Origin of the sequence: Anabaena sp. FACHB-1391, from assembly GCF_014696755.1 — a bacterium.
GTDB classification, from domain to species: Bacteria; Cyanobacteriota; Cyanobacteriia; order Cyanobacteriales; family Nostocaceae; genus Dolichospermum; species Dolichospermum planctonicum.
Genome location: NZ_JACJQS010000023.1, coordinates 18,746 through 38,644, shown reverse-complemented (window position 1 = coordinate 38,644; position 19,899 = coordinate 18,746). Strand labels below are relative to the sequence as shown.

Genomic DNA, 19,899 nt, shown 5'->3' with positions numbered 1-19,899 from the left:
CGAATTCTTCCAAGAAGTCGGGGATTTATATGCTAAGATCACATAAACTCTAACCTGGATCTTCTTCTCTGTGCGCTCTCTGCGTCTGTGCGGTTGATTTCCAACCAATTATTCATATAATGTGGTAATTCCTGCTTAACTCTACTACTAACATTAATACAAACGTGCCTAGTAATTGCCTTAGCAACCATTACCTCATCTACCATAATTTCATAGGTAATTTCAAACTTATCTAAATTTATTTTTTCTGGTAACAAACTAATCACTAAATTGTCACCACAAGACATAGGACGTAAAAAATCTACATTAGCATGAACAATAGGAAAAGCTAAAGACGGATTAGTAAAAAATGATTTAAGATTAACACTAGAAGCTGCTAATGAAGCCTCATAAGCTTCATGACAAATTCTCAAAACATTAGCGAAATAAACTACTCCAGCAGCATCAGTATCTTGAAATCTTACAGTGTAGTAATATGTAAAAGCCATGTTTAATTTCCTAAAATTAAATCTGCTACAATAAATAATTATAATCCTGATCAACCATAGAGAATAATAAATTTCACAAATTTATCATTCTTGATCTGCGTTAATCTGCGGTTAATTATTCTTGATACAATCAGCTTAAAGGCTGATAAATATCTTCAGAAGCAGGGTTAAGATAGGGATGGTGCATATCAATTAAATTTTGTGCAAAGTGTTGATTAATGATTTCTATTCTTTCCTCAAGAGCATTTTTACCTTTTTGCCAAGATTCTAATAAAGCATTGGCGACAATTTGACAACGGTTCATACCAAAACTTTCTTGAGGGGCAAATTTTTGATTTTGATATGGTTCTTCTGCTAACCCTAATCCTGGTGCTAGGAATTTAGTAAATAGGGGAATTTCTGGCTGAAAATAAGCTTGATGTTCTTGATAAATCTCTTGAAGAATATTCCTAATTGTGGGGTAATTTTGGCGTGCAAAATGCAGGACACCTGCATCATAACGCCCATAGACAGCGGGATTATAAAGAACATGAAAACTAAAGCAAATAGCTGCATTATTTAATGCTTGTGTTAAGCTTTCCATGAAAATGATTGCTCCGGCTGATGTAAAATTAAAGTAAATTCGTCCTACTCCTAAATCATTATTTTGTCTATCTTGGTTTGCCATTCCCAAGTTACTTACTGCTACATAACAGCCATTTTGCAGGCGATTTTTAGGCATCCATATTGATATTAATTTACCAATTTTAGAGGACTTCCTTGGAGATTTTAGATGACAGTCTGGTTCAATATATAGTGTTAAACCATCTTTTTTAACGGCCATACTGCCATCAGGTTCGATTCTCAAAATCTGCCAATTGGGTTCATAATGGCCTGTACCATGATTACTATGATGTAGTTGTTCATAGAAATCTATATCTACACCTAAACTGTTATTTTCTGAGAAATTTAGCTGAGATTGGCAATCATTATGAGTATTATTAGATGCTAAAACTGTTTGCAGTGAACCATTATAATAAATACCATAGAGAAAATTTCTGAGAAGTATGTTCAAATACTTGTGTTTTAAAGAAGATGAGTTTTGTTGAAACCTATTTGCTATATTAGCGGGTAAAGCAAAAGGTTGATAATTGGGGTGGTAAATACAGAAATTAGGTTGAATCTGGATATTACTGGCAATATCGAATAATGAATTTACAATTTGATTGTGATTATTAGAATCATCGAGCATTAACTGTCTTTGCACCTCAAACTTTAGAAAAGTATATCTGTAAACAAAAGAAAAGATGAATATTACTAACAACCGCGTAGGCGAGTTTTTTCGTAATAAAGACGGACTAATTTTTGTTCCTTATGGGGTTGAGGGAGTTTTTGAATTCTGGCTAAAGATTTAAAAATTTCGGATTCGGATATCCCCAAAATAGTTAATACTGATTGCTCAGGAATAGTCAAAAGACTTTTAGCAACTTCGAGCCTACATAAGTCCCTATTATCAAAGGATTTTTGGCATTGAATTATGTTTTGAATTTGTTGAATTAATGCTAAACCTGCAAACTTAATTACCCGGACAATAAAGTCCTGATGATATTCTAAAATCATGGGGAAAGCATGAAGATAAGCCCGGATTAAAGCTTGGATTGAAGGTTGTAATACCTCTAGAGGAATCATGGCTAAATTCAAAGATTCTTCTAACTCTAATGTTGGATCTACTATTAAACTGGATAACCAAATTCTTAAATAACTTGCTAATAGAGTTCCTAAATCAAAAGCTGGATCTCCCCAACCACAAGCTTCCCAATCAATTAATCTGATTAAACAATTATCTAGTTGTTGCGATCGAGAATGAACCAAAATATTGTTTAATTGTAAATCGTTGTGAGTTAAACAACATGATTGCCATTGATATGCTAAATCAGCAATAGCAAATTCTAAAGTTTCGTAACGTTGATAAAGAAGATGAAATTGTAACGCTTCAGTGGGAATTATACCAAATGTTTCTGGATTTATTGATGGGAGTCCTTGAACGGGATTGTAAAAATTATAGCGAAATTGTCCTGCGGGAGCAGTGGACATAAAATCACGATACTCAAGTTTATTGAACGTGGCTCGGTGTAACCCTGCTAACGTAGTACCAATCGCGCTGGCAATCTCTGTGGGAAAGATACTACTGTGTTGATAAAATCTTTCTAGTTCCACATATTCGCTTAAATAGCTACGCACAAGGATAGAATTTTCCTGATCAAAGTGTAGTAATGATGATGCGATCGCACCAACATTACCAATTACTGGAAATTTTTCTAATAACTGGTGAAATAGCCACTCATTAAAGAGTTCATGAGAACTAAAATCATGATTAATTTTTCGTTCTTGTTTAATCAGCAGTTGGCGATTATCTGCCAGCATTACCAGTAAATTCCAATTTTTATGGTTATTTTCTGGCAATACAGACTTATCTACATTGCCATCATCAGGGCTACATAGCCCTGCCTGTTGTAGGTATTGGATCACATTTTGAGAAGATAGTGATGATAACATGAATTATTTCCTAGTTATTTAAATGGACAAAGAATTCCTGCGATCAAGATTGGGATAACTGTAGCAGTTTTTCGTTAATACTAAAAATGTCCGAACTATTGCTACTATCTACTAATATCCCATCTGTGCTATAAAGACCTGCCAAAATGGCAATATTAGCTATTTTTGCTTTCAAGTCTACGGAAGAAACTATAAAATATTTACAATGTCTGTAGTAGAGCTTTGCAGCTTGAATAATAACATGACTATTCCCTAAACAATTGGTAATACATATCCAGGAAAAACAACGGTTACTTACAGTTGTTAGTAGTCCATATTTTCTGTATATATGTTAGCAATTTATCCTACTGGTAACAAGTATTAGTTTACTGTAATATCCTACTTTCTACTTTAATATACAAATGGTTATACTTTTCCTCCTGTAAGCATAAGTTTTGTATCGTGATTGATGAGTATTTTAACTTACTTTTAAAACCGGGGGACTAGAAGCCCATGCCACAAAATGGGATAATTTATTTTTTTGAGATTCCCTTAGTCCTGATTTTATTTACGTAGTATACTTAAATTCATTGTCAGAGACAATTTACCCATTTGATTGATGGATCATCTAGCAATGCTGACCGCAAATACTACATCTTATACAGCAGTTCAATTTCTGCAACGCCAAGCCGCCTCCCTTTTACTGTACCAATCTGTACTACAAGGCGACGTAGGCAAAAGTTTTCTGAACTTATTACAAACCATCCGTTACACTGATGCAGACGGGCGGGATTGCCTGCAAGCCTACGGTATTTATTTCCAAGCTTTAACCAGCGGTCATCAAACTTGGGAAGAATACCTAATTAAGCAAATTCTGATGGCGGATAATGCTTTTAGTAAATTGGCACAACAGCAGGAATTTAGCAAATTACCTCCAGCTTTAGTAGCTGCTGTCCGTCATGATTTACAAGTATTACAAAGTTTGTATGAATGTAACAGTGCAGTGTTAAGCGAGTGGGTGCAAATTGCCACTCATTTACCCATTTCCCCTGTGGTCTGGTATCGAGAACCGGAAACAGTAGGCATAGAAACGGATATAATGGCATTTATTTCCCATTTAGAAAATTGGGGTGATGCTGTAGAAGATTTAGCTGCTTATTATGGGCAACATGGTAGCGGTTTATTTGCTCAATACCATGCTTTTCGTTGGCAAAATGGTCAGCTAGTGGGCATTGTTTATGCGGATACAGTGAGACTGTCTACCTTGGTAGGTTACGAATGGCAAAAAGATGCTTTAGTGAAAAATACAGAGTTTTTATTGTCAGGAGAAACAGCACTGCACGTATTACTTTATGGTAGTCGTGGTTCGGGCAAATCTTCTTTAGTCAAAGCCTTATTAAATGAGTATAGTCATAGAAAGCTGCGGTTAATAGAAGTCTCTAAGTCAGAATTACCAGATTTACCGAAAATTGTCGAACAGTTGCGGGGAGTTCCCCAGAAATTCATTATCTTTGTCGATGATCTATCCTTCGAAGAAGATGATGATGCCTTTAAAATGATGAAAGTAGTTTTAGAAGGAAATGTAACTGCTAGACCAGAAAATGTAGTTGTATATGCTACCTCTAACCGTCGGCACTTAATCCGGGAATTTTTCACGGATAGACCAGCGCCCAAGGATAACAATGAAGTTCATGGATGGGATACAATGGAGGAAAAGTTGTCTTTTAGCGATCGCTTTGGTCTCACATTAACCTTTGAAGCAGCAGATCAAAAAACCTATTTACAAATTGTCCAGCACCTAGCAGAAAACATCAGTATTGCTCCCGAAGATTTAGAATATAAAGCTTTACAATGGGCAACTCGTCATCATGGACGTTCAGGTAGAACAGCAAGACAGTTTATTGACTTTTTAAAAGCAGATTTAGCTGTATTTGGTGAAAATAAAAATCTAATTACAGAGTTATGATCAAGGTTTCCAATCATCCAATCTCAGCAAAATTATAACTGTATATTTACAAACCAAGAGGAATAATGACTTTAATTACTAATCATGCTCACAATTTGACTACACTAAGACCTCGCAAAATGCCACCAGCAATAGTGAGTCATCAAGTCGTACTAGCAATAGCTGCTTTTAGTGTAAGTTTTGGTTTAATTCTTGTCCCCAACTGGGATTTTTCTAAAGCTTTTCTCTCCGGTATAATAACAGTTTTAGCAACATATTCAGCCGCATTTCTTGTTGATAAACGCCGACGAACTGATGAATTGAAGATAGTTGGTTCTTTGCAGAGACGTATTCGGGATTTGGAAGCATTAAAATCCCGCATTTTCAGAGAAATAGCGCAATTAGAAGAATATAAAACTTTATTGTATACAGAAACTCAACAACTAGAAAACCAAATTGGAGATTGTCGTAATCAAAGGGATAGTTTACATCGAGATATAGGTACATTTGCTGCTCAAAAGAAGCAAATTGAATCTGAAGTTCATAATCTTAAAAATGAATTTAATGACTTAGAAAATAGTCATATAGAACTGAATAATAGTTACAATAATCTGAGTATAGAAAAGCGAAGATTAGAACTGAATTGTAACGTATCTCGCGCGGAAATCAACCAAATCCAAACTCAAATTGATACATTCAAACAAGAAAAAAAAGAACTAGAAAATGATCTAATTTTGCTAGAAAGACTCAAACCGCAACTAGAGGAAAAACTTTATGAACTGCGAATAGAATTTCAAAATCGAGAGATGGAGATTAACCAACAAAACGATTTACTAACACAAATAACCACAAGCAGAAATAATCTAGAAAATAGCATCAATACTTTACAAATCAAGACATTAGAACAACAATCTGAAATCAATCAATTGCAAAATCAAATTTCCCTATTACAAGAGGAAAGGGATTTATTACAAAATCAAATTTGGGAATTAATCCAAGTGGAAACAATTAATTCTAATTCGGAAACATTACCCGATAATCAAGACAATAATGTAGAGTTATTTCCCTTTGATGAATTACTGCAACCATTAGATATAGATATAATTGATACGGAACATGATCACCCAAACAATTTACCCACAGCATGGGATAATTTACTAGAAAATCTGCCAGCTGATGAAATCCAAGTCTTAAAAGCTATATTGGAGAAAGATAACCCCCAAGAGACTATTAAACAAATCGCTGAAGCTAATATTACCACGCCTAATCTCTTAATTGATGCTATCAATGAAATCGCTAATAAAACCATTGGTAAATCAATCATTGAAACCAATACCGAAATTCCCGAAATTATTGAAGAACACTTACTAAATGTCAAAACAATGATTAGCAAATATTCATAAATCTGAAATTAAGTGAATTAGAATTAATTCATGGTGCTAATTTTAACTCTACGACTGCGGGTAAAGATAGCAGTTTAGAGGATAATAATGCAGCAAAATTTAGCTTGTAAATTTGATTTCAATATATTTCAATATTTTTAAATTAAACCTAATAAACTCTGTATACACAAATAAAACAAAAATAAGTATAAAACAAGGATACGATTAAAAATACAGAGGTTGCTGGTACGCTAATTATGGTATTATAGGACTTGGGGAGGATAGGTTAGTATTTCGGTATTTTATCGTAAAAATGTGATGTTTTAATTATTTACACCACTTCACAAGCATAAATCAAAGGTAACAAAAGTCCTATTTGCTCCTGTCCATTTACAGCTAAATCACTGTGACACAAATAGAGTTTATCAGACACACGCGCCAGTAAATCGGCGATAATTCTTTGTAATCTTTGTTCTTCGGCTAATTGTTCATCTGCTGCTGTCCAAGGTTTTCCTAGTCTATGCTGTAAAAATAAATTAGCACCAAATAAACTAGCCGCGCCACCTTTTGCCCACAGGGGTGAACCAATATCTAACCAAAAATGCCAGCGGTGATTTTTTTTACTAGCGCGGTATTGAAAGATAGTCGCTAAAGTTACAGTTTTTCTATTGTTACCGATAGAACGCACCGGATAAGGATTTGCAGTAATTGTTCCTCGTTGCAGCAGTTGAATAAATTCTGCAATAGTCATGCTAAGTGTTTCTGGCGTATGCAGTGAAAGTAATAGGGAATCGGTTTCTTTTAAACGAGTATCTATTTCCCAATAATGTTGAGCAGTTTCTATTAGTTCTCTTAATGCTGCTAACTCCTGATATGAAGGATTTTTATCCTTACACACAAAGTCTTGAATGGCTTTGTATAAGAGAAAAATGGGAGTGAGGAGAAGTCGCCGGTGATATTGCTCCCGCTGTTGGACAATCCATTGTAATATTTGTTCATAAGCCTGAGTCGCAATATAACCAATTCTATCCCAACGTTCAAAGGTTTTCACTGATAATAAATCGGGTGTGTGGGGGTGGGGAACAAAACAATAATCTGCTATTAACCCAGCCCGCACCGGATCTATTCTAGAATGATGAAATTCTTTTTCCTCCCCGTCTGGAGTTTGATATTGACTTAAAACAACTAACATTTCCGCCACAGCGTCCCTATCTACTAAACGCCCCAAACCAGGATAAACTAGAGCTATTAAGGTCAGTAAAGCTCTCACAACCGAGGAACTAATTAATGGGCGTTGTTCATTAAGTGATTCTACTGCAATATTTTGTTTAGTTAATATTTCTACTAAGGTATAACGAGCGATCGCATCTAGTCCCGGTGCAATAATTGCTACTTCATCTGCCCCTACTTCCCCGGATTTCACCCCATGAATTATTATCTGGGCTATTTGACGTAATAGCTCGGCGCGGGAAGTGGTTTGCATAGGCTGTACAGAACTTGGTAAACTCAACATTGTCATGGGCTGTGTTACCAATTCTACCATTTGATCAGTGAGAAAATATCCCAAACTATGGGGATGTGGTTTAGTTAAATTCTCTACTTGACAATATTTAGTTAATCTGGATAAATACTGAGGATCAGCCCCCAAACCCCAGCGCACCGCCCCGTCACAATTGTAGCTAAATGCTCCCACAGTGCCAGTATTTAACAAAAATTCAAATAAATTAGCAGCGATCGCCGGATAATCATCCACATCATCTGCTATGATACCCTGATAACGTTGCTTGAGATGCTGCTGATAGTCACCATGAGTTAATAATTTCTGGTTATATAGCTCGGTAATTAGCCCATAAGTCAATAAACCCCGTTCCAAACACCAATTTCGCCAATTTAGTAGTAAAGAACCCAAAAATTCCGGTTCTAAATTGATAGAATTATCTGCTATACCACTGTGCAATATTTGGGGAATATGTTCACAGGATACACCGCCATAAGCTGCTAATTGCCATAAATCCAGTATTCGTCTAACTAAACGATGCTCATTTATACCGACACGCCGCAAAATATCTGAGTTTAAATGGGAACTCCAGAGTTTTGTCGCTAATTCTTGTTCCGTTTCTGGATGTAATCTGACCGGAAATTGTGCTTTTATTGACAATAAATCAATTAATAATGGCCAAAATAAAATTACCTCATCTTGAAAAAACCCCAAGGCTGTTTTGACGCGAATAGGATGTTTTCCCAAGGTCAAAGTAGTAACTCTATCAGCTAATTCTCGTCTGTTGTCATCATTAGCAGCTAGTAATAAAATACCTAGTTCTCTTTGGTGTAAATTTGCAGTTGGATTTATAGGGTTGTCAAATAAATTGGACAACTTACTGTCTTTTATTTGCAACCAAGCACTAAACTGGTTTAGCAAGCGAGTAGTTTTACCACTGCGACTAGTACCAAAAATCCAAATAGAAGAAACCATATCTTTTAGGTTAATTTAAGTTTAATAGTTTAGTAGATAATGCCAGATCATGGTCTCAATGAAAAATACTGTGTTTAAACAAAAAATATACCCTTTTTTACTAGCTGCTTACAGATGGTATCTACTGACACCAGAGCGTTCTTTAGAAGCAGCTTATCAAGCAGCTATAAAAATCCAGGGAATTGAAGAAAAACATTTCCATGGTAACAAAATAGATTCCGAGTCTACCACCTACAGTAGTAGTGTCATGGATTATTTTGAGACAGATTTGCAAAAGTTATTAAAAACGGTACAAATGCGGCTGACGGAGTTTAAAGCGAGTCAGTGGTTGGCTAATGAATCTAAGCAAAAAGCCGCCATGAAAGTGGGTATAGAATATACTAGCCCAGCATTAATTTTAGAGAAACTAGAATTTATTGACCAAGTTACTTCTAAATACAATAATAATGATATATACAAAAATTATGAAAATCCCAATTCTCAACCGGTTAAAGTCCCCGCAGATTTAGTTAATTCTCAAGCATTCACACCCAAAACACCAAGTAAATTTAACCAAAATATCAGAAAAGGAAAAGCTAATACTACAGGAATTTTACCCCGCTCAATTTTCAATACTATCACTCGACTACAAGTAGAATTAGATCCGGGTTCTGAGCAGGACGTAGTTAGAAATTTTCGTCAAGCACAAAAAAGAAGTATTATCTCCATTCGCTTTATACTGCTACTTATTATCGTTCCTCTCCTGACTCATCAAGTTTCCAAAGCTGTAATTGTTGGACCATTAGTAGAACATTTCCGCAATGCAGAAAAAGTGGAAGTTTTCTTAAATGCAGAAATGGAAGAAGAAGGATTATTAAAATTACAAAGGTTTGAAGAAAGAATTAAATTTGAAGCATTAATTAGTAATGCACCTCCTCTGGGATCTGAAGAATTAGAAAAGAAGATCAAAGAGAAAGCAGAGGAAGTAAAAGAGGAATTTCGTCAAGAAAGTGATAATGCAATTAAAAATGTATTTGCTGATATTTGTGCGGTAATTAGTTTCACAGTGTTGTTACTAATTAGTAAATCTGATATTGCTGTACTCAAAGAATTTATTGATAACGTAGTCTATGGTTTAAGTGATAGTGCTAAAGCATTTATTATCATTTTATTTACCGATGTTTTTGTTGGGTTTCACTCTCCCCACGGTTGGGAAGTGCTTTTAGAAGGGATATCACGACATTGGGGATTAGCGGCTAATCGTGATTTTATTTTCTTATTTATTGCCACATTTCCCGTGATTTTAGATACTATATTCAAATATTGGATTTTCCGGTATTTAAATCGAATTTCACCTTCTGCGGTTGCTACCTACCATAACATGAATGAATAGCCAGCATTTTGCCAATATTACTAATATTACTATTAGTTTACCTGTATTTATGGCCAGTTTAATTGTGGGGATAAAACCACTCCCCAATCAAGAACTTAGTCCCCCCGAATGTCGGTTAGCAAAATGGAATTTACCACCGTTAGTAAATTCAGAGCCAAATAAGTTACCTGTACTTGTTCCTAGAGTACCAGTTACTTGCTGTCAAGAGGATATTTCCTGTTTAGATCAAGCAACTTATGATGATAAAAAAGCATTATTACAGTCTATAGATTATAGCCTGAAATATTTGCAAACAGAACAGGCGATTATGGCTTATCAAAAATCGGAAATTACTAGAGAAAGAGTTGATCAAAGTTTGCAAAGATTTCGTCAATTGTTGATTTCCACAAAATCGGCTCAAGAACTACACGCAGCTATCGAAAAAGAATTTGTTTTTTATCAATCTGTAGGGAGAGATAATAAAGGAACGGTTTTATTTACCGCTTATTATGAACCTGTATATTTAGCCAGTCGTCAACCAACAAAAGAGTTTCGTTATCCTGTTTATCGCTATCCCGCTGATTTAGAATCTTGGGCTAAACCCCATCCTACTAGATTAGAATTAGAAGGTGCAGATGGTTTACAAGGTGGAAAGGGAAAATTAAAAGGATTAGAATTATTTTGGTTGAGAAATCGTCTTGAACCTTATATGATTCAAATTCAAGGTTCAGCCAAACTTAAATTAACAGATGGAACACAAACAACCATAGGCTATGCTGGTGATACAGCTTATAATTATAGAAGTTTAGGAAGGTCGTTAGTTGATGATGGTAAATTACCTTTAGAAGGGTTAAATATGCCAATTATCCTCGACTATTTCCGCAAATATCCCCAGGATTTGAATATTTATATTCCGCGCGATCGCAGTTTTGTATTTTTTCGAGAAACCTACGGAAAACCAGCCCAAGGTTCTATTAGTGTACCACTAACTCCAGAGCGTTCTATTGCTACAGATAAATCATTAATGCCTCCAGGGGCTTTAGCATTAATTCGCGCTCCTTTTCCCTATATTAATAATAGTAATAAAATCGAATATCGGCTGGTGAGTCGTTACGTTTTAGATCAAGATACAGGGGGCGCAATTAAAGGAGCAGGGAGGGTAGATTACTTTTTAGGAACAGGTGAAGCTGCGGGAGAAAGAGCGGGGGTGACAGTCAGCAATGGACAATTATTTTATCTATTATTAAAACCGTAATTTTTAGATTCCCGACTTCTACAGGACTTACGCAAAATATCCCTCCCCCCCATTTCTCTGTGTTCTGCGTCCCTGGAGTGGTTCGTTGATTCCATATCCCCTGTATAAATCCCGTTTGTTACAAAAACTGTAACAACAACCTAATTTATGACAACAGTGATTTAAACTAGAAGAAAAGCTGTGAGTAATCAGTGGAATGAAGATGATATTATTCAAAGATGTTCGAGATTATCAAATTCTGTTTCTGAGTTTATTTCTGATTTTAGGCGTTTTCACGCGAGACTGGACATTACATCCAGAATTTATTGGTGTAGCGATCGCTTCCTGCATAATAACACAAATTATCTTTTCATTGATCACTAAATCCCAAAGCAGAATTTTACCAATTAATATTCGTAGTCCCCTCATTACCTCTTTGGGACTAAGTTTATTATTACGGGTTGATCATTGGCCAACCATGGCCTTAGCTGGATTTGCAGCCATAGCAAGTAAATTTATCTTTCAATATGGGGAAAAGCATTTTTTTAATCCTGCTAATTTTGGCATTATTGCTGTTCTTAGCTTCACTAATGATGCTTGGGTTTCCCCAGGACAATGGGGGGAAGAATGGTGGTACGCGCTATTATTTGCAGGGACTGGAGGAATGATTTTACAGCGCGTTGGTCGTTGGGACACTACCGCTGCTTTTCTAGGTGCTTATTCCCTCTTAGCAGCCGTGAGAAATATTTGGTTAGGTTGGACATGGGATGTTTATTTTCATCATTTAATGAGTGGATCTTTAGTGTTATTTTCTCTGTTTATGGTAACAGATCCTCGTTCAATTCCCAACGCCCGTATTAGTAGAATAATCTGGGCGGTATGTATTGCTTTATTAACGTTTATTTTGCGGAATTATTTCTTTCTCTCTACCGCTGTTTTTTGGGCTTTATTTGCCCTTGCACCCTTGACTATTTTATTAGATAAATCTTGGTTTAGCCCTAGATTTTCTTGGTGGAATAAAGCAGAATTGAAAATTAATTAAGGCATCAAAATGAAAAGACTTCGCCTATTTATGCCCTTAGTATCTGCACTTTTAGCAGTGCTGTGTTTCGCGCCTACAGCTTGGGCTTTTTGTGGGTTTTATGTGGCTAAAGCCGATACAAAACTCTATAACCAAGCTTCTCAAGTCATACTTGCTAGAGACGGAAATCGCACGGTTTTAACCATGGCTAACGATTTTCAAGGTGATGTTAAAGATTTTGCGATTGTTGTTCCTGTTCCCACAGTATTACAAAAAGAACAAGTTCGTGTAGCTGAACCAAAAATTATTGAAAGATTAGATGCTTTTAGCGCCCCAAGATTAGTAGAATATTTTGATTCTGACCCCTGCGCCCCAGTTTATAAAATAAACGAGATGCGACCAATGCAAAACGCAGCCAGATCAGATAGTAGTACGAATAAAGATAGCAGTTTGGGTGTAACTGTTGAAGCCAAATTTAATGTTGGTGAATATGATATTGTTATCCTCAGTGCTAAAGAATCTGGTGGCTTAGAAACTTGGTTAAATCGCAATGGTTATAAAATTCCTCAAGGTGCAAAGGAATTACTCAAACCCTACATTCGTTCAGCGATGAAATTCTTTGTTGCTAAAGTCAATTTAGATAAATTTGCCGAATCAGGTTATCAATTCCTGCGTCCTTTACAAATTTCCTACGAATCACGGAAATTTATGTTACCCATTCGTTTAGGAATGGTTAACGCTACTAAAGAACAGGATTTAATCATTTATATTCTCTCACCTAAAGGACAGGCAGAAATTACTAATTATCGCACGGTTAAAGTTCCTTCAGATGTGAATATTCCCGTGTTTGTGAAAAATCAATTTGGCGATTTTTATAAATCCATGTTCCAAAATTCCTACACCAAAGAAGATAAAAAAGTCGGATTTTTAGAATATGCTTGGGATATGAGTACTTGTGATCCTTGTGCTGCTGAACCACTCAATAATGAAGAATTAAAACAAGCCGGTGTTTTTTGGTTGAATGATAATAGTGATAGTAATAGCCCCATAGCTCCGGGTTTTCGTTCTCGTTTTCCCAGTAGTAGTGTTTTCATTACTCGCTTGCACGTCCGCTATACTAGAAATAAATTTCCTGAAGATTTGATCTTTCAAGAAACTGCTCAAAGAGACTCTTTTCAAGGACGTTATATTTTACAACACCCATTCACAGGTAAGGTTAAATGTAGTGCAGGGAGAAGATATAAAAGTTCTTTAAGACGGAGATTTGAACAAGAAGCTCAAAATCTAGCTAGACTTACCAACTGGAATATTCAAGATATTCGCCAAAAAATGAAATTATCTATGGGAAATATCTCTAATTCTTGGTGGGATAATTTCTTATCTTGGCTAAGGTTGTAAATTTAGATGTCAGGTGACTTTACTTACGTTACCTGACAATACCTGACAATTGATAATGAAGTCGGGAATATTAATCATCTTTTCCCTAATTTCCAATCTTCACCACCAGGTAACTGAGTTAAATAATTATCAATCACTGCTGGTAATTCCTTGATTGAGTAATTATATGTCAAGTTTAACAGAATTTGAGATTGATTTATAATCTGCATTTTATCAACCATTTCTGTTAGTTGAAATGGACTATAAATACCATTCATTACTTCATCACTGGCTTCTCGAATAGCTTCTTCAAATTCATCTTCTAATATTAACTGCCACTCATTTATCTTAATATAGTAAGAGGTTTTATTATCTTGCAGATTGATTTTTTTAATTTCTCTAATTGAACTGCGAATTGAATTTGACCAGGAATTAGTTAATCGGTTTTCTACATGATTTTTAATTAAATGAATCATCAATCTTACTAAAAAAGATTGAATGTTTCTGAAAATCGCTTGTCTACCCATTCCCTCTAACTCATCTACAATGGCTAAAGCGTCACTGTAACGCTGTTCTAAAATACTATTTCTGAGGTCTATTAATTCCTGTGTCATTGCTTTATTAACCTCACAGTCACAATACAGTCACAATACATTCACAATATTTATTGATGATAACATACATTAGACAAATATTAACCTTATATTCCTTCTGATTCGGGTTGGCTATGAGATTCTATAAGATCAATTAACTAACTGCTAATGACTTTTTACTGTAATATTCTGTTTGCGGATAAACGCTAATAATGGTATTTCCAATTTCGTAAAATGTTCCTTTCTGTTCATGTTTGGAAAATTGTAAATGGGGATATTTAGCAGCTAATTCCTCAGCAGTCATGGCTTTAGCTGTGATTTTATTGGGTAAATGTCCTGTGACACCAATATAAAATACTAAGGAAGAAATATTTTGTTGATAAATTTGCTCAACAACTGCTACCAATTTTTTATAAGCTGTTGTCATTGCTGTAATTAAGTCTTCTTTATTGACTAATTTACCATCATGTTTACCATATAATAACAAGGCTAAACTGTCATCACCGACTTGATTGAGAATTTCCCCTATTTTCCCATTGATTTTAATTCCCAAAAAGTCATCAAAAATCGGTTTCATCAAATCATCAACTTTAGTTAGTTTCATTCTCCTAGTAATGGCTTTTTGTCGGAAAGCGATATTTTGATTTAAACCCATTTCTAAGGTTGGTTTAGCAAATATCTCTCCAGTTTCTTGGTCATAAACTTCATATCTCCTCCCTAAAAATTGGTTAGCAGCATATAATTTACTCAAGTTGAGAATATCCTGATTACCAAAATCAATTTTATAACTAGTATGAGTCTCAATTGTATTTGCATATTCTTGAGTTGTCGGGAAGTTCAAATACAGGTTTTTTGACAAATAATTTTGTTTTAATTCCTCTATTTGATCACTGACAAATACATCAGATTGATGGCGTAAATAAGCAGATAGAATACTGGTAAGAACTTTGATTTCTGCTACTTGATTAAACAACCCATCAAGATTACCAAAATTGATATTAACGGGAACTAATGGTAAATTATCTAACCTAATTGTATACTCACAATTGAAATCAAATTTATCAGCAGTAATTACATCTTTAGCTTGCAATAAATCAAATACTTTCTTGTTACTGATTTTGATATTTAAACTGGAAACGTGAAGTTTTCCATCTTTAACAATGGTATAATTATTAAAATTATCCAAGTCATTAGCCAGCAACCCCCCAACTTCGATAATATCTCTATTATCCTCAACTTTTACCAGCTTAACTTTCCGCCTTACCAACATATTAATAGTAGCAGTATTGCGATTTATAGCAAATACACCCATTTGCACAAAATCACCACCATAGATATCTTGAGTTTCTAAATAAGGAGTAATCAAATCACCGTTAATATCCCTTATACCCCTGACTCGCTTAATACCAGTTCTTTGATAATCTTCCTTTAAATTATGTAAATTCAAAATGATATTTTGACGATATGCTGATAAAATTTGGATAAGTTCTAACAGGGAAATCTTGTTATTTAACTTCAACATAAAACCCCCTAACTTTTATCAATTAAAAACCGGATTTCTCTCTTTGCGTCTGTGCGTGAGCAAAATCCCTCTTTTCCTCAATATAGTATATTTGTACTAAGAAGTCAACTTATCCAAATCAAGACTAAGATAAAAATAGCTTTACACTTCTTCATAAAAACAAAACCATGGCGCGAGATTTACGGGGATTCATAAAAATTCTAGAAGAAAGAGGACAATTAAAGCGAATTTCGGCTTTAGTTGACCCAGATATGGAAATTGCGGAAATTTCCAACCGTATGCTGCAAAAAGGTGGTCCAGGGTTACTGTTTGAAAACGTCAAAGGCGCGTCTTTTCCCGTTGCGGTCAATTTAATGGGGACTGTGGAAAGGATATGCTGGGCTATGAACATGGAAAAACCAGAGGAGTTGGAAACCCTGGGAAAGAAGTTGAGTATGCTTCAGCAACCCAAACCACCAAAAAAGATCTCCCAAGCCATAGATTTTGGTAAGGTGTTATTTGACGTGGTGAAAGCCAAACCGGGACGGGACTTTTTTCCCCCTTGTCAACAGGTGGTAATTCAAGGCCAGGATTTAGACTTAAATAAGTTACCTTTAATACGTCCTTATCCGGGAGATGCCGGAAAGATTATTACGCTAGGATTGGTAATTACTAAGGATTGTGAGACGGGAATCCCCAATGTAGGGGTGTATCGTTTACAGCTACAATCTCATCATACAATGACCGTACATTGGTTATCAGTACGGGGAGGGGCGAGACACTTGCGCAAAGCCGCAGAACGTGGTAAAAAGTTAGAGGTAGCGATCGCTCTGGGTGTAGATCCTTTAATCATTATGGCTGCGGCCACACCCATTCCTGTGGATTTATCAGAGTGGTTATTTGCTGGATTGTACGGCGGTTCTGGGGTCAACTTAGCCCGGTGTAAAACTGTAGATTTGGAAGTTCCCGCAGATTCTGAGTTTGTTTTGGAAGGGACAATTACACCGGGGGAAGTTTTACCTGATGGACCATTTGGCGACCACATGGGATATTATGGCGGTGTGGAGGATTCCCCTTTGGTGCGGTTTCAGTGTATGACACACCGCAAAGACCCAGTTTATCTTACCACCTTTAGCGGACTGCCACCAAAAGAAGAAGCAATGATGGCGATCGCTCTGAATCGGATTTACACCCCGATTTTACGCCAACAGGTATCAGAAATAGTTGATTTCTTCCTACCCATGGAAGCCTTGAGTTATAAAGCTGCGATTATCTCCATAGACAAAGCTTATCCTGGACAAGCACGACGGGCGGCTTTAGCGTTTTGGAGTGCGTTACCACAATTTACATACACGAAATTTGTGATTGTAGTTGATAAGGATATCAATGTTAGAGATCCTCGTCAAGTGGTTTGGGCAATTAGTTCTAAAGTAGATCCTACCAGAGATGTATTTATTTTACCTAATACTCCCTTTGATACCTTAGATTTTGCCAGTGAAAAACTCGGTTTAGGTGGGAGAATGGGTATAGATGCCACTACAAAAATCCCTCCAGAAACCGAACATGAATGGGGTTCACCCTTAAAGTCAGATCCTCGTGTAGCCGCCATGGTGGAAAGACGTTGGCAAGAATACGGTTTAGCTGATTTACAATTAGGAGAGGTTGACCCTAACTTGTTTGGTTATGATATGAAGTAATACCTAAACTTTCCCTTCTTTGTCAGAAGGGGAGTATTATTTTAAAATTGAAAATTTGGAGAACATAACCGGATATAAATCTCTCTTGTTTCATCCTTAAAAGACCTTCTACCGTGCATTATTCTTGTATTATCAATCATTAAAATATCTCCTTTTTTCCAGTCAATATTGGTAGTAATTCTCTCAGCAATTCCATTTAATTCATCCATAAGTTCATCAGGAATTTCTGAATCATCATCAAACTTCAGAACATCAGGATTTAACTGCATTGCTGGTAAAAGGCTATTAATAAAAACCTGATATTTTCCACATCTGCTAGGAATAACTACTCGACAAATATATTCAAAGAGAATTGATTGATCTTCATATATAGTCAGGTGTGTATCATTCGTTTTACACATCTGTTCTAATTCATTAATATCATCAATTTTATATTTTTTTTGCCACTGTTCTTTATTCATTTTCGCAGTAAACTTTAGCCGCTTTTGACTGAATAATTCTTGAGTTGAATGACTGAGTTCTGCAAAAAATTGTCTACCATCACAAACCGTTGTTTCACCATTTTTTGCAGCGGGATTAGCACAAAAAAACCACAACATCAAGGGAATATTCTTTTGATAGTACATTTCTCCATGTAATTTAATCTCTGTTTGGAAATCATTAACACTTAAAATGGTCTTATCATCATTAATTACCCTTCTATTAAAAGCACCACCTGCATAATCTAAAAAATTATTGCTGAATAAATTACTAAATTCTTTAAATATTTCAGTATCAGCAGTAAATCCTCTAAATAGTAAAACTCCATATTCTTTAAATAGACTAATAATTTCTTCTCTGTCTATTTCCAAAATACTTTTATCGTCTTGGCTAATAATTTGCTGTCCGATTTTTTCAGAAATTGGCTGTGTAATTAAATTCATATTAAATAAAAAACTTTGATCTAAAAGTCAACTAATTTTTATCTACAATAATTATAAAAGTATTTTTGTGTCTTGATTGTCTATTATCAGGATTGCTTTTACCATCCCCGTTAATATACAGGGATGGTTTGTAGCTACATATTAGCCTTCAACAATGATGTGACCAACCATGCCAGCACCACGGTGAGGTTCGCAATAGAAGGTGTAATCACCAGGAGTAGCGTCAGCAGGAATAACCGTGGTTTCGGTTTGTCCAGGACTCATTAATAACTTCTTGTGGGACAAAGATTTTGCTAAAGTAGCACTTTTATCAGGATTCTTGTTAGCATCAAAGACAACGTTGTGGGGAGGAACTTTGTTGTTCTTCCATTCAATTGTATCACCGGGCTTAACAGTCAATTTCTTGGGTTCAAAAGCCAACGCACCTTTATCAGTACCCAGCTTAACTGTATATGTTTCCGCAGATGCAGTGGGGGTAAACACAGCAAAGCTACCAAAAATTACAATAACTGTCAATACAGCTAGGCTCAAACGTCGCAAAGTTGCTGCTATAGATTTCATACTTCTGTCCTCGGAAATAATTTTTATTGTTCTCATCCCATTTTAAATACAATTAACGCCAAATATGACAACTTGTCATAGATTTATTTTTGTTAATCATCATCAGCAGCCATATTTTGGCGATCGGACAGCGGTAAGATGTTTGTAAGTCAGACTTTATGAGTCCGCTTACCTGCTGCGAATTTATATTCTCAAAGATAGAATTAGATTAAATACAAGTGAACATAAACACCTCAAAGTGATTAAAGCCGCTATGCAAAGTACAGAAACAAATCTAGAATTGCGTTTGTGGACGGTGGAAGAATATCACCGCATGAATGAAGCGGGTATTTTTGCCCCAGATGAACGAGTGGAACTTTTAAATGGGAGAATTATTTGGATGATTGCAAAAGGAACAGCGCACCGTTCAGCAGTGGTAAGAACAGACTATTTATTCAAAAAAAGATTAGAAAATCGTGCTTGGGTATCTAGTCAAGAACCTGTAAAATTAAATAATAGGTCTGAACCAGAACCGGATATTTCCGTCGTGAAAATTGATCCTTTGGACTATGCAGATCATCATCCTACACCATCAGAAGTTTATTTAATTATTGAGGTTGCCGATAGTAGTTTAAAATTAGATTGTGAAACTAAGGCTAAAGCTTACTCTTTAGCAGGGATTAAAGATTATTGGGTACTAGATGTGGTAAAACGTGAATTACACATTTTTAGAAACCCAACTCAAAATGGTTATGAAAGTGAGGTAATTATTGGGGAAGATGGAATAGTCTCAGCTTTAGAGTTTCCTGATTTACAAATTAGTTTATCTGATATGTTACCCCCTTGTCAAAAATGATGAC

16 protein-coding genes are annotated in these 19,899 nt (G+C 35.6%); 8 read left to right on the top strand and 8 right to left on the bottom strand.

Features of this window, described 5'->3' with window-relative positions; genetic code table 11:
* Positions 1-38: 38 nt before the first annotated feature.
* The 3 genes from H6F62_RS12545 to H6F62_RS12535 all read right to left on the bottom strand — a co-directional run bounded on the left by H6F62_RS12545 (position 39) and on the right by H6F62_RS12535 (position 3,023).
* Positions 39-488 carry a thioesterase family protein gene (locus tag H6F62_RS12545; RefSeq protein WP_137908691.1) on the bottom strand — a complete coding sequence of 150 codons (450 nt, stop codon included), beginning with the start codon at positions 486-488 and terminating at the stop codon, positions 39-41.
* Between the two features lie 130 nt (positions 489-618).
* The gene (locus H6F62_RS12540) at positions 619-1,719 is read right to left on the bottom strand and encodes a T3SS effector HopA1 family protein (protein ID WP_137908690.1); all 1,101 of its coding nucleotides are present in this window, start codon (positions 1,717-1,719) and stop codon (positions 619-621) included.
* Between the two features lie 65 nt (positions 1,720-1,784).
* Positions 1,785-3,023, bottom strand: coding sequence for a phosphotransferase (locus H6F62_RS12535; RefSeq protein ID WP_190372190.1), 1,239 nt, complete (start codon positions 3,021-3,023; stop codon positions 1,785-1,787).
* Between the two features lie 598 nt (positions 3,024-3,621).
* On the opposite strand from H6F62_RS12535, the gene H6F62_RS12530 reads away from it, so the two are divergent.
* Positions 3,622-4,968 carry an ATP-binding protein gene (locus H6F62_RS12530; protein WP_137908688.1) on the top strand — a complete coding sequence of 449 codons (1,347 nt, stop codon included), beginning with the start codon at positions 3,622-3,624 and terminating at the stop codon, positions 4,966-4,968.
* A gap of 65 nt (positions 4,969-5,033) precedes the next feature.
* The gene (locus H6F62_RS12525) at positions 5,034-6,350 is read left to right on the top strand and encodes a tellurite resistance TerB C-terminal domain-containing protein (protein WP_137908687.1); all 1,317 of its coding nucleotides are present in this window, start codon (positions 5,034-5,036) and stop codon (positions 6,348-6,350) included.
* Between the two features lie 310 nt (positions 6,351-6,660).
* Here the strand turns inward: H6F62_RS12525 and H6F62_RS12520 are convergent, their stop codons facing one another.
* Positions 6,661-8,802: a recombinase family protein gene (locus H6F62_RS12520; protein ID WP_190372189.1), complete on the bottom strand. Its 2,142-nt coding sequence runs from the start codon at positions 8,800-8,802 to the stop codon at positions 6,661-6,663.
* A 58-nt stretch (positions 8,803-8,860) separates the two neighbouring features.
* Here H6F62_RS12520 and H6F62_RS12515 point away from each other — a divergent pair, with 58 nt between their 5' ends.
* The 4 genes from H6F62_RS12515 (at position 8,861) to H6F62_RS12500 (ending at position 13,806) form a co-directional block, all read left to right on the top strand.
* Positions 8,861-10,174, top strand: coding sequence for a proton extrusion protein PcxA (locus tag H6F62_RS12515; protein ID WP_190372188.1), 1,314 nt, complete (start codon positions 8,861-8,863; stop codon positions 10,172-10,174).
* Positions 10,167-11,408 carry a murein transglycosylase A gene (locus H6F62_RS12510; protein ID WP_190372187.1) on the top strand — a complete coding sequence of 414 codons (1,242 nt, stop codon included), beginning with the start codon at positions 10,167-10,169 and terminating at the stop codon, positions 11,406-11,408. The genes H6F62_RS12515 and H6F62_RS12510 overlap by 8 nt, the downstream gene beginning before the upstream one ends.
* Positions 11,409-11,613: 205 nt before the next feature.
* Positions 11,614-12,429, top strand: a complete 816-nt coding sequence (locus H6F62_RS12505) for an RnfABCDGE type electron transport complex subunit D (protein ID WP_137908701.1) — start codon at positions 11,614-11,616, stop codon at positions 12,427-12,429.
* Between the two features lie 9 nt (positions 12,430-12,438).
* Positions 12,439-13,806: a DUF2330 domain-containing protein gene (locus tag H6F62_RS12500; RefSeq protein ID WP_190372186.1), complete on the top strand. Its 1,368-nt coding sequence runs from the start codon at positions 12,439-12,441 to the stop codon at positions 13,804-13,806.
* 74 nt (positions 13,807-13,880) lie between these two features.
* On the opposite strand, the gene H6F62_RS12495 is transcribed toward H6F62_RS12500, so the two are convergent.
* The gene (locus H6F62_RS12495) at positions 13,881-14,399 is read right to left on the bottom strand and encodes a DUF29 family protein (protein WP_137908683.1); all 519 of its coding nucleotides are present in this window, start codon (positions 14,397-14,399) and stop codon (positions 13,881-13,883) included.
* A 133-nt stretch (positions 14,400-14,532) separates the two neighbouring features.
* Entirely contained in the window at positions 14,533-15,900 is a 1,368-nt protein-coding gene (locus H6F62_RS12490) for a hypothetical protein (protein ID WP_190372185.1), read from the bottom strand.
* A gap of 167 nt (positions 15,901-16,067) precedes the next feature.
* On the opposite strand from H6F62_RS12490, the gene H6F62_RS12485 reads away from it, so the two are divergent.
* On the top strand, positions 16,068-17,576 hold the full coding sequence (locus tag H6F62_RS12485) for a UbiD family decarboxylase (protein ID WP_137908681.1): 1,509 nt from the start codon (positions 16,068-16,070) through the stop codon (positions 17,574-17,576).
* 41 nt (positions 17,577-17,617) lie between these two features.
* On the opposite strand, the gene H6F62_RS12480 is transcribed toward H6F62_RS12485, so the two are convergent.
* The gene (locus H6F62_RS12480; protein ID WP_190372184.1) at positions 17,618-18,499 is read right to left on the bottom strand and encodes a TauD/TfdA family dioxygenase; all 882 of its coding nucleotides are present in this window, start codon (positions 18,497-18,499) and stop codon (positions 17,618-17,620) included.
* Between the two features lie 141 nt (positions 18,500-18,640).
* Positions 18,641-19,060 (bottom strand): plastocyanin, encoded by a 420-nt coding sequence (petE, locus tag H6F62_RS12475; protein WP_137908679.1) that lies wholly within the window; start codon positions 19,058-19,060, stop codon positions 18,641-18,643.
* A 253-nt stretch (positions 19,061-19,313) separates the two neighbouring features.
* On the opposite strand from petE, the gene H6F62_RS12470 reads away from it, so the two are divergent.
* Complete coding sequence (locus H6F62_RS12470; protein ID WP_137908700.1) at positions 19,314-19,895, top strand: Uma2 family endonuclease; 582 nt, start codon at positions 19,314-19,316, stop codon at positions 19,893-19,895.
* The last annotated feature ends 4 nt before the right edge of the window (positions 19,896-19,899 follow it).

Excerpts from the sequence above, each read along its gene's own strand:
- H6F62_RS12510 (WP_190372187.1), top strand. The coding sequence starts at position 10,167 with ATGAATAGCCAGCATTTTGCCAATATTACTAATATTACTATTAGTTTA.
- H6F62_RS12545 (WP_137908691.1), bottom strand. The coding sequence starts at position 488 with ATGGCTTTTACATATTACTACACTGTAAGATTTCAAGATACTGATGCT.
- H6F62_RS12525 (WP_137908687.1), top strand. The coding sequence starts at position 5,034 with ATGACTTTAATTACTAATCATGCTCACAATTTGACTACACTAAGACCT.
- H6F62_RS12480 (WP_190372184.1), bottom strand. The coding sequence starts at position 18,499 with ATGAATTTAATTACACAGCCAATTTCTGAAAAAATCGGACAGCAAATT.
- H6F62_RS12515 (WP_190372188.1), top strand. The coding sequence starts at position 8,861 with ATGAAAAATACTGTGTTTAAACAAAAAATATACCCTTTTTTACTAGCT.
- petE (WP_137908679.1), bottom strand. The coding sequence starts at position 19,060 with ATGAAATCTATAGCAGCAACTTTGCGACGTTTGAGCCTAGCTGTATTG.
- H6F62_RS12500 (WP_190372186.1), top strand. The coding sequence starts at position 12,439 with ATGAAAAGACTTCGCCTATTTATGCCCTTAGTATCTGCACTTTTAGCA.
- H6F62_RS12535 (WP_190372190.1), bottom strand. The coding sequence starts at position 3,023 with ATGTTATCATCACTATCTTCTCAAAATGTGATCCAATACCTACAACAG.
- H6F62_RS12520 (WP_190372189.1), bottom strand. The coding sequence starts at position 8,802 with ATGGTTTCTTCTATTTGGATTTTTGGTACTAGTCGCAGTGGTAAAACT.
- H6F62_RS12530 (WP_137908688.1), top strand. The coding sequence starts at position 3,622 with ATGGATCATCTAGCAATGCTGACCGCAAATACTACATCTTATACAGCA.
- H6F62_RS12490 (WP_190372185.1), bottom strand. The coding sequence starts at position 15,900 with ATGTTGAAGTTAAATAACAAGATTTCCCTGTTAGAACTTATCCAAATT.
- H6F62_RS12470 (WP_137908700.1), top strand. The coding sequence starts at position 19,314 with ATGCAAAGTACAGAAACAAATCTAGAATTGCGTTTGTGGACGGTGGAA.
- H6F62_RS12540 (WP_137908690.1), bottom strand. The coding sequence starts at position 1,719 with ATGCTCGATGATTCTAATAATCACAATCAAATTGTAAATTCATTATTC.
- H6F62_RS12495 (WP_137908683.1), bottom strand. The coding sequence starts at position 14,399 with ATGACACAGGAATTAATAGACCTCAGAAATAGTATTTTAGAACAGCGT.
- H6F62_RS12485 (WP_137908681.1), top strand. The coding sequence starts at position 16,068 with ATGGCGCGAGATTTACGGGGATTCATAAAAATTCTAGAAGAAAGAGGA.